The following is a 14,970-nucleotide window of genomic DNA, read 5'->3' on the forward strand; positions in this document are numbered from 1 at the left end:
ATCAGGATAAATCAATGGCGCTAGTCGTTGAGCCTAGCAACCCTCTGCAACTCTCGTTGTTTGAGTGGATAAATGGTCAGGTAACTGGCTGTTCAGAATCCCCCACTATAGCCCGTAGGGTTTAGTGGGGGAGTATGTCAACGAGCGAGAACCCATCCGCGAGACTCCAAGGTTTGAGGACTGGGTGTGATTGTTCTGGATACGAATGTGTTGTCTGAGTTGATGCGGCCACAGGGTTCAGGGGTTGTAGGTGAATGGGTGGGTCAACAGGTGAGTTCGGAGTTGTACATAACAGCCATCACAGCAGCAGAAATTCTGTATGGTATTGCCTTGTTGCCACAGGGAAAACGGCGAGAGGCATTGAGTGAAGCGGCGCAGTTAATGTTTCGGGAAGATTTTGCGGGGCGAATTTTGCCATTTGATGAGGCGGCGGCGGTGGCATTCGCCAGTATTGCTGCGGAACGCCGCCGGAGTGGAACGCCAATTTCGCAAGCAGATGCGCAGATTGTAAGTATTTGTCGGGTACATGGGGCGGCGATCGCCACCCGGAATGTGGACGATTTTGCCGGGTGTGGGATTGCGATCGTCAATCCTTGGGGCGTTGATGAGCGATTCTAGCAGGGGCGGCGCGGGCATCGTCGCCGGTTCCGACCCCGATCGCGAAGCGAAATCCAACTCAAACTCCAAACCATGCTCAAAACCCTGCAATGATTAGCCCCTGAGCCAAAACGAGATGCGATCGCCCGTGAGCAGATGATGGCATGACCCTTGGCAACCCTCGATCGCAATGGAGAAACCGCAACTTATAAACCGGCGGGAATGGCGGCGATTAACTGGCGGGTGTAGTCGGTTTTGGGGTTGGAATAGATGGCTTCGGCGCGGTCGATTTCTTCGATTTTGCCCTTGTTCATGACCATGATGCGATCGCTCATGAACTTGACCACACTTAAATCGTGAGAAATAAAAATGTAGGTCAGGCCGAAGTCTTTTTGTAAATCCTTGAGCAGGTTCAAGACTTGGGCTTGTACCGAAACATCAAGGGCGGACACCGATTCATCACAGATGATAAAGCGGGGATTGAGGGCCAAGGCCCGCGCAATACAAACCCGCTGCCGTTGACCGCCGGAAAAGGCGTGGGGATAGCGATTCATCATCGTCGCATCGAGGCCCACCCGTTCGAGGAGATCCACGGCGCGATCGCGCTGTTCGGCTTTGGGTTGGTTCGGATTGTGAACCCGCAACGGCTCCATAATGGTATTGCCAACCGTCATCCGAGGGTTGAGGGAATTGTAGGGATTTTGGAAGATAATCTGCATTTTGCGGCGCAGTTTTTGCAGTTGGCGGGGCTTGTATTGGGTGATGTTTTCCCCTTCAAAATAGATCTCGCCGGCCAGTTCTGGCATCAGGCGCAACAGGGTATAGGCGAGGGTGGATTTACCACAACCGGATTCCCCCACGAGGCCCAGGGTTTCACCGGGATACACCTCAAACGACACATCATTCACGGCCATAAAATGCTGCTTTTCGAGGCCCAAACTATTTTTAATCGGGAAACCAACCCGGAGATTTTTCACTTGTAAGAGGGGTTTTTCCAGGGTGCGATCGGCTGGGGGGGTAGCTGGGGGTTCAGGCGGGGCGGCTTGACCATTGCCGGCGAGGAAGTCGGCGACGGTGGGGAGATAGGTTTGGATGATGTCGAGGCGGGGGCGACAGGCGAGGAGGCCTTGGGTGTAGGGATGTTGGGGGGTTTGGAAAATGGCACTGACGCGATCGCGCTCGACAATCTTGCCCTGATACATCACCGCCACTTGATCCGCTACTTCGGCGATCACGCCGAGATCATGGGTGATGAAAACGAGGGACATTTGGCGCGATCGGCAAAGATCGGCGAGGAGTTTAAGAATACTCGCCTGAACAGTGACATCGAGGGCGGTGGTGGGTTCGTCGGCGATTAAGAGCGTCGGGTTACAGGCGATCGCCATCGCAATCATCACCCGCTGCTGTTGGCCGCCCGATAGTTCGTGGGGGTAGCGATCGAGCATGGCGCGTTTCTGTTGGTTGACCCATTGGGAACGAGCGCGATCGCCTGCTTCAGTGCCGAGGGTTGGCGCGGCTTGGCTGAGGAGTTCATCGTCTTGGGCAATGAGCCGCACTTCTTGCAGAGATGCGATCGCCCGCCGTCGCGCCTCCGCATCGCCAACCCCTTGATGGAGCCGAATCGCCTCGGTAATTTGAAACCCAATCGTATAGACCGGATTAAGGGAACTCATCGGATCTTGAAAGATCATCGCCACGGCTCCGCCCCGATAGCGGCGGCGTTCTTCTTCGGGCAAGCCTAAGAGATTTACCGGCTCTCCGTCCGCCTCACAAAACCACACTTCCCCCTGAGTCACCCGCCCCGGATGGGGAACCAACCCCAAAATGGCGAGGGATGTCACCGATTTACCTGATCCCGATTCCCCCACAATCCCCAAGGTCTGACCCCGCGCCAAGGTGAAGCTAATCTCATCAACAGCCGTGCGGGTCGTTCCGTCCGTGACGAATTGAACGCAGAGATGGCGAACATCAAGAACAGGATGGTTCATGGGCAGGTGATCGGTGAAATTTGACCGATTTTAACAAATTTCCCGTTTGGTATTGGATCAGGAGGCAAGTGATCTGATCCAGTCGCAACCTGGGCTTGGCAACCAAGCCCCTACGGGAGCCGATCGGGTAGGGGTTTGGTCTCCAAACCCGCAATCAGGGCAATCACACTACGATCGCTTAAGACAACACAATCTAACCATCAGCACGATCGCAATACACCGCGATCGCCACTTTGCCGCAGATTTGCCGCGATTCTAATGCCCGGATCGCCGCCGGAGTCTCGGCGAGGGGATAGGTGCGATCGACCCAGGGCACGACCTGGCCGGCTTCAATCAGATCCGTCAAACGCTGCAAATCCTCCCGATTCGGCGCGGATACCAGACCTTTGATCGGGTGGCCTGTCAATTTCGCGATCGCTGATCCCAAGAGCATGACTTGAAAAAATCGTGCTGTGGAACCGCCCACGAGGACATAGGTTCCGGACGGGGTGAGGGCGGGGAGCCAATCGAATACCGATCGATAGGCGGCGGTGTCGAGGATGAGATCGTAGGGGCCATCTGCGATCGCGGCTTCACGACTGGCGAAGATGCGATCGTAGCCGTGCGATCGCACCTGTTCCACCTTCGACGCACTACAAACCCCCGCCACCGCCGCCCCCAACGATGCCGCGATCTGAAGCGCAAACGACCCCACACCCCCCGCCGCACCGTTAATCAGCACCCGTTGACCCGGCTGCACCTGCCCCACCGCTTGCAACCCCTGCAACGCTGCCAACGCCGACACCGGAACCGTCGCCGCTGCCTCAAAACTCAGATTCACCGGTTTCAACGCCAACGATGCCGCCGGTACGCAAACATAGTCCGCAAACCCGCCAAACCCAGCTTCCGACAAGTCCCCATAAACCGCATCCCCCGGCTGGAACTCCGTCACCGCCGCCCCCACCGCTTCCACTCGTCCCGCCATGTTGGAGCCGAGAATCTGAAGCTTGGGAGCGAACAAACCACCGTAGATCAACCGCACGAGCCACGGTGTACCGCGCATCAAATGCCAATCCCCCGCATGGACGGAGGTGGCGTAGACCCGCACGAGCACGTCATGGTCGGCGGGGCGGGGTTTGGGGACGGTTTGCAACGAGAGGACATCGGGCCCACCGTAGCGAGTTTGCGCGATCGCCCGCATCGTCACAGGTTGCTCGGTACGGGATTGAGACGGTGTGAAAGATGGAGCCATAGGAACCTCAAAAATTTAGGGATGGGCAGCGGGGACGATCAACCGTGACCCCTTGCACTTACACTGTAAGTTTAACTTACGACGTAAGTTTGTCAAGATACAGCCTAGGCAACCTACCCCCATCCGATGTCTAACCCTTCACCCTCCCAACCCCTCAGCCGCGATCGCATCCTCCACACCGCCCTCCACCTCGTAGACAATGGCGGTATAGAGGCCCTCTCGATGCGGAAACTCGCTGAAGCCCTCGGTGTCAAAGCCATGTCCCTCTATAACCACGTCGCCAACAAGGACGATATTCTCGACGGCATCGTCGATCGCGTCATCGGCGAAATTGATCTGCCCCCCCTCGATACCGACTGGCAAACCGCGATCCGCCACCGCGCCCGCTCCGCCCATCGGGTTTTGATGCGCCATCCCTGGGCCGCGTTGGAAATCATGGCGCGGGTGAACGTGGGGCCGGCGATGTTGCGTTACATTGATACCACCTTGGGCTGTTTGCGGGCGGCGGGATTTTCCTTAGAATTGGCCGACCATGCCTGGAATGCGATCGATAGCCACATCTACGGCTTCACCCTCCAGGCGTTAAATTTTCCCTTCGAGGCCGCCGACTACGCCACCGCCGCCGAGCAATATCTCGCGATGATTCCCCCGGAACAATACCCCCACATGAACGCCCTCACCCACCAGGTGATCGCGGGACAGTACGACGGCATTCACTCGTTTGAATTCGGCTTAGATTTAATTTTGCAGGGGTTAGAACCATTGCGCGATCGCATTGAACCCCCATCCCCCTGAACCAGCGATCGCCAAAGGGTGATCCCGCCCGATCCTGGGCAGCGATCGGGCGGATGACCAGATTGCCCAGCCTGCGTTTAGCCGCCATTGAACGCCTGCTACGCCATCAGGCGGGCCGTGCCAGAAACGCGAATCGAGCTACCGGGAATGGGGGAAATTTCCGCCCTGAGCAGAGACCGCATCCCCATATCCTCCCCTTGCACCACATCGATCGCGCCCTGATGGGGCCAGTTGAGATCACGGAGATACCCCCCCAATGCTGCCGTGGCCGCCCCTGTGGCCGGGTCTTCATACACACCCCCAGAGGCGAACGGGTTGCGGGTGTGAAAGCGTTGGGGGGTTTCGGCATAGGCTAACAGAATGGTGATGATTTTGGCTTGCTCCATGAGGACGCGACCGGCTTCGAGGTCGTAGGCCATGGCGGCGAGGGTGTCCCGGCGTTTGAGGCCGAGCAGGAGATGATTCGCCCCGCCGTGGATGTAGGCCGGGGGGAGGTGGGGATCGAGGTCGTCGGGGGTGTAGCCGAAGAGGTGCAGCGCTTCGGTGACCAGTGGCGGCGCGGCGGCGGTGCTGTGGGTGGGGGGCGATTGGAGGGCGGCGGTGATGATACTGTCCTGTTGATGACCGTCTACGGTGATTGCTGCGTCGTTGAGGATGAGTTTAAACGTGCCGTTACCCCGTTCTAGGGCTAGGGCTGCACCGAGGGCGATCGTGGCATGGCCACAAAAGGGAACTTCTGAGGCGGGGGAAAAGTACCGAACGCGGAAGGCATCGTCCATCGGGGCAGCAAAGGCCGTTTCTGAGAAACCCACTTCAGCGGCGATCGCTTTCATCTCCGGTTCACTGGGATGCTGTGCCGCAATCAAGACCCCGGCAGGATTTCCCCCGATCGCACCATCGGAAAACGCCGCAATTTTTTGAACGAGTTTTGCTGTGGGGATCTGTTGCATAGCTATACCTTGGGGTTGATCGATGGGATGGGGTTGAAATACCGTACCGCGTAGGACTAACTGCCGCGATCGGTGGGGGGGTTGAAAATTTCGCTCAGACCTTCCCCCATCAGGGAAAGGCCGGTAACAAGACAGGTCATCGCCAGGCCGGGAAAGAGGGCCGTCCACCAAATCCCGGTAGGCAGGGCATCGAGGGCGAGGCGGAGATCGTAGCCCCATTCCGGGATGTCGGGCGGGAGGCCTAAACCGAGGAAGCCGAGGCCACCCAGGATCAGAATCGCATCGGCGGCGTTGAGGGTGAAGAGGACGGGGACGCTTTGGATGACGTTGAGGAAGAGGTATTTTGAGAGGATGTGGAGGGGGGACGCTCCCATGGCGCGGGCGGCTTCGATGAAAAGTTCAGTTTTAACGCTGGTGGTATGGTTGCGAACGACGCGGAAATATTGGGGAACGTAGGAGATGCTGAGGGCGATCGCCGCATTAAACACCCCACGCCCCACCACAAACGCCAAGGTCACCGACAGCAACAACCCCGGCAGGGTATAGATCGTATCCATCAAAAAAATCAACAGACGATCCACTCGTCCCCCCAGATAGCCACTCACCAACCCCAAAGGCACACCGATCAGCAGCGACAGGGTGGTGGCGATCACCACCACATGGAGGGCCGCCCGTGACCCGAAGAGGGTACGAGAAAACACATCATACCCTTGGCGACTCGTGCCGAACCAATGGGCGGCGCTGGGGGGTTCGTGGAGGGGGTTGGTGAGGAATTCTTGGGGGTCGGCGATCATGCCCCACTGGGCGAGGAGGGGGGCGGAGAGGGCGGTCAGGATAAATAGACCCGTAATCACAGCCCCGATCACCATCAGGTGTCGGGAGAGGGAGGGACGTTTAAAGAACTGCAACCAGCGTGCATTCGAGGCTACCATCGGCAATCCAAAATCATGGGCAAGAACGGCTTTATTCTCCCATTGCTGCGATCGCTTTGGGTACTGTTTGGGCCAGGGTGAGGGGATCGGCGGCGAGTTCACTCTCGGTGTGGGCGATGAGGCGACCGGCTTGGGCGTGGCAGGTGGCGGCGGTGGCGGCGATGTGATCGAGGGGGGCGGTGGGTTGAGCGAGGAGACCGCCGAGGAGGCCGGTGAGGACATCGCCACTGCCGCCACGGGCGAGGGCGGGGGTACTTTCGGGAATGATCCACAGGTTTCCGTCGGGATGGGCGATCGCAGTCCGTGCCCCTTTGAGCAGAACGATCGCGCCCGTTTGGGCAGCGGCAGCGGTGGGGGCTGTGAAGCGATCGCCCCCGTCCCAATCGGGAAACAGGCGGCGAAATTCCCCCAGGTGGGGCGTGAGGATTGTGGGGGCGGGGCGGGTTTTCAGGGTGGCGATCGCACCGCGTTGGGCCAGCAGATTTAAGCCATCGGCATCGAGGAGCAACGGCACAGGAACCGAGAGGATCGCGGTGAGGAGATCGGGGACATCCTGGGTTAAGCCCGGGCCGAAGGCGATCGCATCATAGCGGCTCAGGTCGCAATCCGTCGGCAGTGAGGCGATCGCCCCCGTGGCCGTCTCCTCACACCCGATCACCAACGCCTCCGGAACCTGCGCCACCAAAAGCAACGCGAGGGACTCCGGCACTGCGATCGACAGCATCCCCACCCCACTGGCCCGCGCCCCCAACGCCGCCAGCACCGCACTCCCCCCATAGCGCCGCGACCCACAGATTAACAAGAGATGCCCCTGTTGATATTTATGGGTGATGGGGGGACGGGGAAGGGGTAAACTAGCGCGGGCCTGGGCGGCGGTGAAAACTTGATGGGGTGGGGTGGGGCCGAGATCAGCGGCGATCGCCTGGGGCGGAATGCCAAACTCCACCAACTGCACCGCGCCCAAATAGGGCAAGGCCGCCTCTTGAAAACAGGCCCGCTTCCACAGCCCTAAACAGAGCGTCTCAGTGGCCCGCACCGCCACCCCCAACACCGCCCCCGTATCGGTGTGAATCCCCGACGGCAAATCAATGCTAATCACGGGGGTTTGGCTCTCGTTAAGGGCGGTAATCTCAGCCGCGAGATCCCCCGCGATCGCCCGCGTCAGGCCGAACCCAAACAGCCCATCAATAATCAAATCACAATGGATCAACTCAGCCAGGCTGGAGACAGTGGGAATCTGTACATAGGCGGCATAGGTGCGATGCTGCTCAGTCAAGGGTTTGCAGCGCGAAAACGGACAATACAGCAAGACCGAACGGCCCATTAATGCCAATTCTCGCGCCATCACGAGAGCATCGCCGCCATTATGACCCGGGCCGACGAGGATACCGAAGGACTGCGATCGCGCCCCCACCGCACTGGCTAAAATCCGCTGCACCATCAACCCCGCCACCTTCTCCATCAACGCCGCCACCGGCATTGCTGCCCCAAAGAGTTGCGACTCAATTCGGCGCATCTGGTCAGCCGTTACAATGGGATACTGTCGATTCATCGTGATTGATTACTCAGCCCCTAACGAAATTTTGGTAGCACAGGATCACGCTCAAGCATCACAACTCAGAGTTATTTCAGGCACGCCTGTATAATAGTCACAGTCTAGGCTTAATCCTTTCAAGTCACCCCTGTATCGAGTCGGAATCGCTTCGGCAACGTGAGCCAGCGAGAAGATCCGGCAAGCTAAGGATTTTGATCCTTTTACGGCAACAACGCGATCGCAATCCAGCGCCTTTTGATAGGATTCAAACCGCTTTAGTGCATTGTGGCTATTTTTGAGTTTTGTTAAAAAATAAAAAATTTTATGAATATTTAACAAAATTCAAATCAGGTCAAAAGTCTAAAAGCAAAAGGGTATCACCGAATACGATACGATGGGATCTTATCCCTCATGAGATACTTATTTCGCTGATTTTAACGTCCAAATTTCCTATCAATCCAAGTCTAAAGCAAATCAGCGCCCACAAAACACGCTGGGCTGCTCTATTTTGATTAATTTTTCTTTATCAAGTCATGATCGGTGAAAGCCCCTCATCAAACAAACATGAGTCTTGAAAAAAAATCCCGGTTATCCCATGTTCAGCAATGGAATACCAAAAAGGTATTAGTCCTTATTGCCTTAATTGTTTTGGGCTTTTTGGGGAACTACTATAAATTTTCTTTATTCTTTGGTGTTGATTTTATTTTCGGGGAAATTGCAGTTTTTCTCGTTCTGTACTTTTATGGCTGGATGTGGGGCAGTCTGGCCGGACTGGTGGCTGGCTTTTGTACTTATATTTTGTGGAATCATCCCTATGCGGTGATCATTTTCACCCTCGAAGCTATTTTTGTGGGATGGGGGTTACAGCGCCGCAATTGGAACATGGTTTCCTTGGTTTTATACTATTGGCTATTGATCGGCATTCCACTGGTGGGAATTTTTTATGGTGGCCTCTTGCCGATGTCCACCAATGGTGTCATTTTAGTGGCTCTGAAGCAGCCCGTTAATGCGATCGCCAACGTCTTAATGGCGCAATTATTTATTTATTTACTGCCTCTCTTTCCTTATTTTAAATATCAACGTTCCCATGGCACTCGCCTCTTTCAGCAATTATTGCTCACTGTTTTTATAGCCTTTGTCTTTTTCCCATCTCTCTTTGTGATGGTCTTTAATGCTCAACAGTCTTTGACGAATTTAGAAACTGAAATTCAAACCGAATTAGACGTAGCATCCTACCCTTTAATTAATAATCTTAATTTTTGGTATGACCAGCATGAAGATGCGATCGCCAACCTCGCCACCTTTAGCCAAACAGCCACCCCAGAGCAGCTTCAAATTGCATTTAGGACAACGCAACAAAACCTACCCTCCCTCAGCCAAATCACACTGTGGGATGGCAATCAAAACACCATCGCCAGCACCTCCCCCCTAGACTCCCCCAACTCCACACCGTTCACCTCCTCCCTAGACACCCTCACCCAACCCCAAACTCGTTTAGAGCTTGGGACGAGCGATCGCCCCCCCCAACTGCATTTTTACTATCCCGTCCTCGCGGATCTCGACCCATCCACCATCGCCCCCCCCGTCATCCATGCTCGGCTCAACCTCCAGCATGTCACCGAACTCCTGCGCAGCAAAAACAGGATCGGGAACCTCCAAGCCATTCTCCTCACCCAAAGCAACGAACTGATCACCACCAGTTACCCCTTAGCCGAAGCCCAAAAAATGATCTCCGAAGGGGAGATTCGCCAGGTGAATGAGCACATTGTTCACTGGCTGCCGGAACCCCGCCCCAACGTTCCGATCATGACTCGCTGGCGGCAGTCGTTCTACAGCACAGACTTAACCATGGGCAATCAACTGCCCTGGATTTTACGGGTACAAATCGCCACCGCCAACCATATCAATGGTCTCGAACGCATCTACATCCGATCTTTGGCGATGATTTTAGCGATCGTCGGAATTGCCCTCGCCATTGCCACCCTCCTCAGTCGTCGTTTTAGTCGTCCCCTCCTCAACCTGGCCAAACTGACCACCAACCTCCCTGCCAAACTCTTTGACACCTCAACCCCCCTTCAACCCTTCGCCAGTCAGACCACCTACATCCACGAGATCAAAATTCTCACGGAAAATTTCAACCTGATGGCCCGCGCCCTCCGGCAAAAGTTTGACGAACTACAACAAACCAAAAGCAGCCTCGAAGACCGTGTCCAAGAGCGCACCCATGAACTGGTCAAACTCAACGCCGACCTCATCGTCCAAATCCACGAACGGCAGCGCATTGAAAATATTCTCCGCGAACGAGAAGAACGCTACGATCTCGCTATTTCCGGCACCAATGATGGGATTTGGGATTGGGATTTGCGAACCAATTCCGTGTATTATTCGCCGGCTTGGATGCGCATTCTCGGCTATGCGGATCACCCCTTACCCCATACCGTAGAAACCTGGTCAGAACGGGTGCATCCTGATGATCTTGACCTCGCATTTACAGATATTCAACGCCACCTTGACGGTCAAACCTCGCTCTATCAAAATATCCACCGTTTGAAGCATCGTGACGGGGAATATCGTTGGATTGAAGCGAAAGGCAAATGTCTTAAAGAAACCCACAGTAAACCCCATCGTCTCGTCGGAACCATCACCGACATTACCAAACGGAAACAGGCCGAAGAAGCCCTGTATTTAGCGAAAGCTGATGCAGAATTGGCCAACCGCACGAAAAGTGAATTTCTCGCCATGATGAGCCATGAAATTCGCACGCCGATGAATGCGGTGATTGGTATGACGGGCCTGTTACTCGATACACCGTTAAATCATCAGCAATATGATTTTGTGGAGACGATTCGCACCAGTGGTGATGCATTGTTGACGCTGATTAATGACATTCTGGATTTTTCTAAAATTGAGTCGGGCAAACTTGAACTAGAACAGCAGTCGTTTCAACTGCGGAGTTGTATTGAAGAGTCCCTCGATTTGTTGGCCTCCCGTGCGGCGCAGAAAAATCTTGAGTTGGCGTATTTAATGGAGTCCGATGTGCCGGAACTGGTGGTGGGGGATGTGACCCGGTTACGGCAAATTTTGGTGAATTTGGTGAGTAATGGGGTGAAGTTCACGGAGCAAGGTGAGGTGGTGGTGAAGGTGTCGGTGCATTGGCCGGAAATGGTTCCCATCGCGGATCGGGATCAGACTGTGGTGACGTTGCATTTTCAGGTGCAGGATACGGGGATTGGGATTCCCCACGATCGCCACCATTGTCTGTTCCAAGCCTTTAGCCAGGTGGATGCTTCTACGACCCGTCATTACGGCGGTACGGGTTTAGGGTTGGTGATCAGTAAGCGGCTCACGGAAGTGATGCAGGGGACGATGTGGGTTGACAGTGATGTCGGCATCGGCTCGACGTTTCATTTCACCATTCCGATCCGCACCGATGGGGCTGATCCCCTTGATCAAGATTCCCCCGATACTAATCCGCTCCAGGGGAAACGGGTGTTAATCGTCGATGATAATGCAACCAATTTGCAAGTGTTATCGCTCCAACTGCGCAGCTTTGGGATGCAGTCCTATGTGGAACAGTCGGGGGTGGTGGCGTTGGACTACTGCACGAATCATCCGGTGGATCAAGAAGTGGATGCGATGATTCTGGACATGAGTTTGTCGGATTTTGATGCTGAAACCCTGGCGAAACGGGTGCGATCGCAATGGCCGAAACTGCCGATCGTAATGTTGATTTCGATTAATGCGGTGGGAACGGTGCAAACATCCGATTCATTCAGTCCCTTTGTGGGGTATCTCCATAAACCGATTAAACAGTCACAATTGTATAATGCGCTTGTGAAAGCCCTCTATCCGCCGTTGGATGATATTGCCCAGAAGATTATGACTCAGACGAATGAAGTGCCCCTCGCTCAAACGGTTCCCCTCAGAATTTTGTTGGCGGAAGATAATGTGGTGAACCAAAAAGTCGCGTTAAGCATTTTACAAAAGCTGGGCTATCGGGCAGATGTGGCGGCGAATGGCTTGGAGGTGTTGGAGTCGTTGGCGCGGCAGTCCTATGATGTGGTGCTGATGGATGTGCAGATGCCGGAGATGGATGGCTTAGAGACGACGCGCCATATTTGTAGTGAATGGCCTGAGGCCCAGCGTCCGTATATTATTGCGATGACGGCGAATGCGATGCAGGGCGATCGCGCCGCTTGCCTGGATGCGGGGATGGATCATTACCTGAGCAAGCCGATTCGCCTCCCAGCCTTGATCGAAGCCCTCAGCACGGTGCATCAACGTCACCTGGATGCGCTGCAACAACGCCCGAAACCGACGGCTTCGGTGTTGGATGCGGCGGTGTTGGATGAACTGCGGATGATGGGGGGTGATGGGGCCAATGATTTGATGGTGGATTTGATTGATTCCTATGTGGAGATTGTGCCGGATCTGTTGGCTCAGATTGAGGCGGGGGTGACGCACTGGGACTATGACCAGCTTCAGCGGGCGGCCCATTCGCTGAAGTCGAGCAGTGCTTCGTTGGGGGCGAGTTACTTGGCGGAACTGTGCCAAGCGTTGGAGCGGTTGGGGCGATCGCAGATCAGCAATGGGGCGGCTGAGTTATGGTCGCAAATCCAAGGGGAAGCCGAGCGCGTCCAAGCGGCCATGGCCCAAGAACGCCAAAAATATGCCGCCCCAGCTACCCCGCCCCAACCACTGTAAACCCGGCCCAATCTTTCGCAGCGGGATAGGTGGCGCGGGTGGTGAGCATGGCATGGCGCAGGGCGATCGCCGGATCAGCCTGACCCTCCCACTGGCGATAAAACTCCGTCATCAACAGAGCCGTGGGTTGATCGGGCACGGCCCACAGCGAGACGATCACCCGCTGCGCCCCTGCCCCTAAAAACGATCGCGCCAACCCCACCACCCCATCCCCCGTCAATTGACCGCGCCCGGTATTGCAGGCACTAAGCACCACTAAATCGGCGTTGATCTGCTGCTGGAGGATGTCGAGGGAGGTGAGCAGGCCGTCATGGTGGTCATCGGGAGCGAGGGCGATCGCACCGGGAAGCGATGACCACAGGGGGATTTCATCTAAGAGGCCATGGGTGGCGAGGTGGATCACGTCGGCCTGCTGGAGGCGTTGCAGCACCGTGGTTTCGGTGGCGGCGTTGCCCAAAAGAGGCGCGGTGTTGAGGAGGGTGGCGATCGCCTTGGCTTCCGTTTCTGTACCGGGGAGGGCGGCGAGGCTTTGGGGGGGTTGATTCAGCCCCGCGCTGAGGTTGGGCATGGTGGGATTACCGACGATCAGGGGATGGTGGGGCAAGCGATCGCGCCGCCCCCGCAGCAGGGCCAGGGTTTGAATCGAAGGGGCGGTGGTGATGGTATGGCGGGCGATCAACGGCTGTCCGGCTTGATCCAACAGGGCGGCAAAGGGCACTAAAAACAGGGTGTCTTGGGGGATGATCGCCACCACTTGCTCCGGGTCGGTGGGGAGTTCGGCGGCGATGGGGGCGATCAGGGTTTGGTAAAGGGTGGTGAGGGCGGTGGGGATGCGATCGCCCCGTTGCCCCAGCACCTGATTGCGTGTCCGCACCACCGTATCGCTGACCGTATCATCGGGGTTCGCATCGAGGGGGGTTAGGGTTTGGGTGTGAAACGCGATCGCTCCCGTCGGTTGCACCGTCCAGATATAGAGGGTTTGCTCATCAATGAATGAATATTCCACGAGGGTGGTCTGAGTGGTGCGAGCGATGGCGCGAATCCCGGCCAAGTCCGGCGCAGTTGCCGGCGAGGGGCGATCGCTCCGGTCTCCCAACAGTTCCAAAAAGGCCCGAGCGCGGCCCTGTTCTGCCGCCACTAAGGCCGCCTCTGGATCGTGGCGAGCAATGTAGGCCCGTTGCAAGGCTTGGTAGGCGGTGCGGGTTTGGTCAAACAGGGCCACTTGGCTCGCATCGGTGAGGCCCGGTTGCAAGGCTTCGAGGGTTTGGATCGATTGGCGCAACAGGGCGATCGCCTCATCCAGCCGCCCCTGTTGAAGACGCAGTTGCCCCAAATGCCGCTCGGCAAAGGCCAGGGCGATCGCATTGCCTGTCTTCGGCCCCTTCAACACATCCTGATACTGACGTTCCGCCGCCGTGAGATCCCCCTGTTGCTCGTAGTGATGGCCCAAATTACTCAAGGCCACGGTGATCCCCGCTGCGTCCCCCGTGGCTTGATACTGTGCGAGGGCTTCGGTTTGCAGGGCGATCGCCGCGTTGTAGTTCCCCTGTTCGGCATAAATCTGCGCCAAACTGCTACGGGTCAAGGCCAGCGCCGCCTCATTCCCCAACCCCTTAAAAATTCCCTCCGCCTCCCGAAACAGATTCAGCGCCGTGGTGAGATCCCCCTCCCGCTGATACATCCGCCCCAAATTGAGCACCGTCAAGGCCTGCCCCGCCTGTTGTTGATCCGTGGGGATCGTGCGCCCCAAGGGGGCCCGCACCGCTAATTCTTGATGGACAATCACCGGACTGAGGAGGGATTGCCCCAAGGTATCCCGCAACAGTTCCAATTCCAGGGGCGGCGGCGTGTCGTCGGTTTTCGATAACCAGGTTTGATGCAGTTGGTACGCCTGTTGTGCGGTTTCGAGGGCATCGGAGGCTTGGCCCAGGCTAAAAAAGAGGGTGCTTAAATTGTTTAAAATCGCCGCTTCTTCGCCCAAATAGCGCACCCCCGCCTCGGCTAACTCATGAATAATCCCTAAAGCATCGTGATAGGCCCGCAGGGCGGCGGCGGGTTGGTTGGCGTTGGCATAGACGACACCGATGTTATTGAGGGTTTGACACTCCCACCGTTAAATCAAAGATTATAACGGGGGATTCTTGCTTCATTGGGTTTGTCTAGTCTCAAGTCATCTCTGTCTTGAAACCCCGTCCAGATTCCCCTCCACAAGCGTCTGTTTAACGTCCACTGAATGTCC

The 14,970-nt window shown here is 56.3% G+C and carries 9 protein-coding genes and 1 pseudogene; 3 read left to right on the forward strand and 7 right to left on the reverse strand.

Annotated elements, in window-relative coordinates; all coding sequences use genetic code 11:
* The first annotated feature begins 186 nt into the window (after positions 1–186).
* Positions 187–618 carry a type II toxin-antitoxin system VapC family toxin gene (locus tag PN477_RS14935; RefSeq protein WP_272122373.1) on the forward strand — a complete coding sequence of 144 codons (432 nt, stop codon included), beginning with the start codon at positions 187–189 and terminating at the stop codon, positions 616–618.
* A gap of 185 nt (positions 619–803) precedes the next feature.
* On the opposite strand, the gene PN477_RS14940 is transcribed toward PN477_RS14935, so the two are convergent.
* Together PN477_RS14940 and PN477_RS14945 are read right to left on the reverse strand one after the other, a co-directional pair.
* The gene (locus PN477_RS14940; protein WP_272122374.1) at positions 804–2,585 is read right to left on the reverse strand and encodes an ABC transporter ATP-binding protein; all 1,782 of its coding nucleotides are present in this window, start codon (positions 2,583–2,585) and stop codon (positions 804–806) included.
* Positions 2,586–2,778: 193 nt separating this feature from the next.
* Positions 2,779–3,816, reverse strand: coding sequence for an NAD(P)-dependent alcohol dehydrogenase (locus PN477_RS14945; protein ID WP_272122377.1), 1,038 nt, complete (start codon positions 3,814–3,816; stop codon positions 2,779–2,781).
* Between the two features lie 126 nt (positions 3,817–3,942).
* On the opposite strand from PN477_RS14945, the gene PN477_RS14950 reads away from it, so the two are divergent.
* Complete coding sequence (locus PN477_RS14950; RefSeq protein WP_272122379.1) at positions 3,943–4,611, forward strand: TetR/AcrR family transcriptional regulator; 669 nt, start codon at positions 3,943–3,945, stop codon at positions 4,609–4,611.
* A 98-nt stretch (positions 4,612–4,709) separates the two neighbouring features.
* Here PN477_RS14950 and PN477_RS14955 read toward each other — a convergent pair whose 3' ends face one another.
* From PN477_RS14955 to PN477_RS14965, 3 genes are read right to left on the reverse strand one after another with little or no spacing between them, the layout of a single operon-like run.
* Positions 4,710–5,561, reverse strand: a complete 852-nt coding sequence (locus tag PN477_RS14955; protein WP_272122381.1) for a PhzF family phenazine biosynthesis protein — start codon at positions 5,559–5,561, stop codon at positions 4,710–4,712.
* Positions 5,562–5,617: 56 nt separating this feature from the next.
* A complete protein-coding gene (locus tag PN477_RS14960) occupies positions 5,618–6,493 on the reverse strand; it encodes an ABC transporter permease (protein ID WP_072622749.1) in 876 nt (291 codons plus the stop codon).
* A gap of 31 nt (positions 6,494–6,524) precedes the next feature.
* Positions 6,525–8,045 carry an NAD(P)H-hydrate dehydratase gene (locus PN477_RS14965; protein ID WP_272122383.1) on the reverse strand — a complete coding sequence of 507 codons (1,521 nt, stop codon included), beginning with the start codon at positions 8,043–8,045 and terminating at the stop codon, positions 6,525–6,527.
* Between the two features lie 546 nt (positions 8,046–8,591).
* Here PN477_RS14965 and PN477_RS14970 point away from each other — a divergent pair.
* On the forward strand, positions 8,592–12,731 hold the full coding sequence (locus PN477_RS14970) for a response regulator (protein WP_272122385.1): 4,140 nt from the start codon (positions 8,592–8,594) through the stop codon (positions 12,729–12,731).
* Here the strand turns inward: PN477_RS14970 and PN477_RS14975 are convergent.
* Together PN477_RS14975 and PN477_RS20925 are read right to left on the reverse strand one after the other, a co-directional pair.
* Positions 12,709–14,721, reverse strand: a complete 2,013-nt coding sequence (locus PN477_RS14975) for a CHAT domain-containing protein (RefSeq protein ID WP_272122387.1) — start codon at positions 14,719–14,721, stop codon at positions 12,709–12,711. The genes PN477_RS14970 and PN477_RS14975 overlap by 23 nt on opposite strands.
* A 36-nt stretch (positions 14,722–14,757) precedes the next feature.
* A pseudogene (locus PN477_RS20925) lies at positions 14,758–14,820 on the reverse strand (hypothetical protein); the annotation flags it as partial.
* Positions 14,821–14,970: the final 150 nt, after the last annotated feature.

The sequence above is a fragment of the Spirulina subsalsa CS-330 genome (genome assembly GCF_028330765.1).
Taxonomy (GTDB): Bacteria; Cyanobacteriota; Cyanobacteriia; order Cyanobacteriales; family Spirulinaceae; genus Spirulina; species Spirulina subsalsa_A.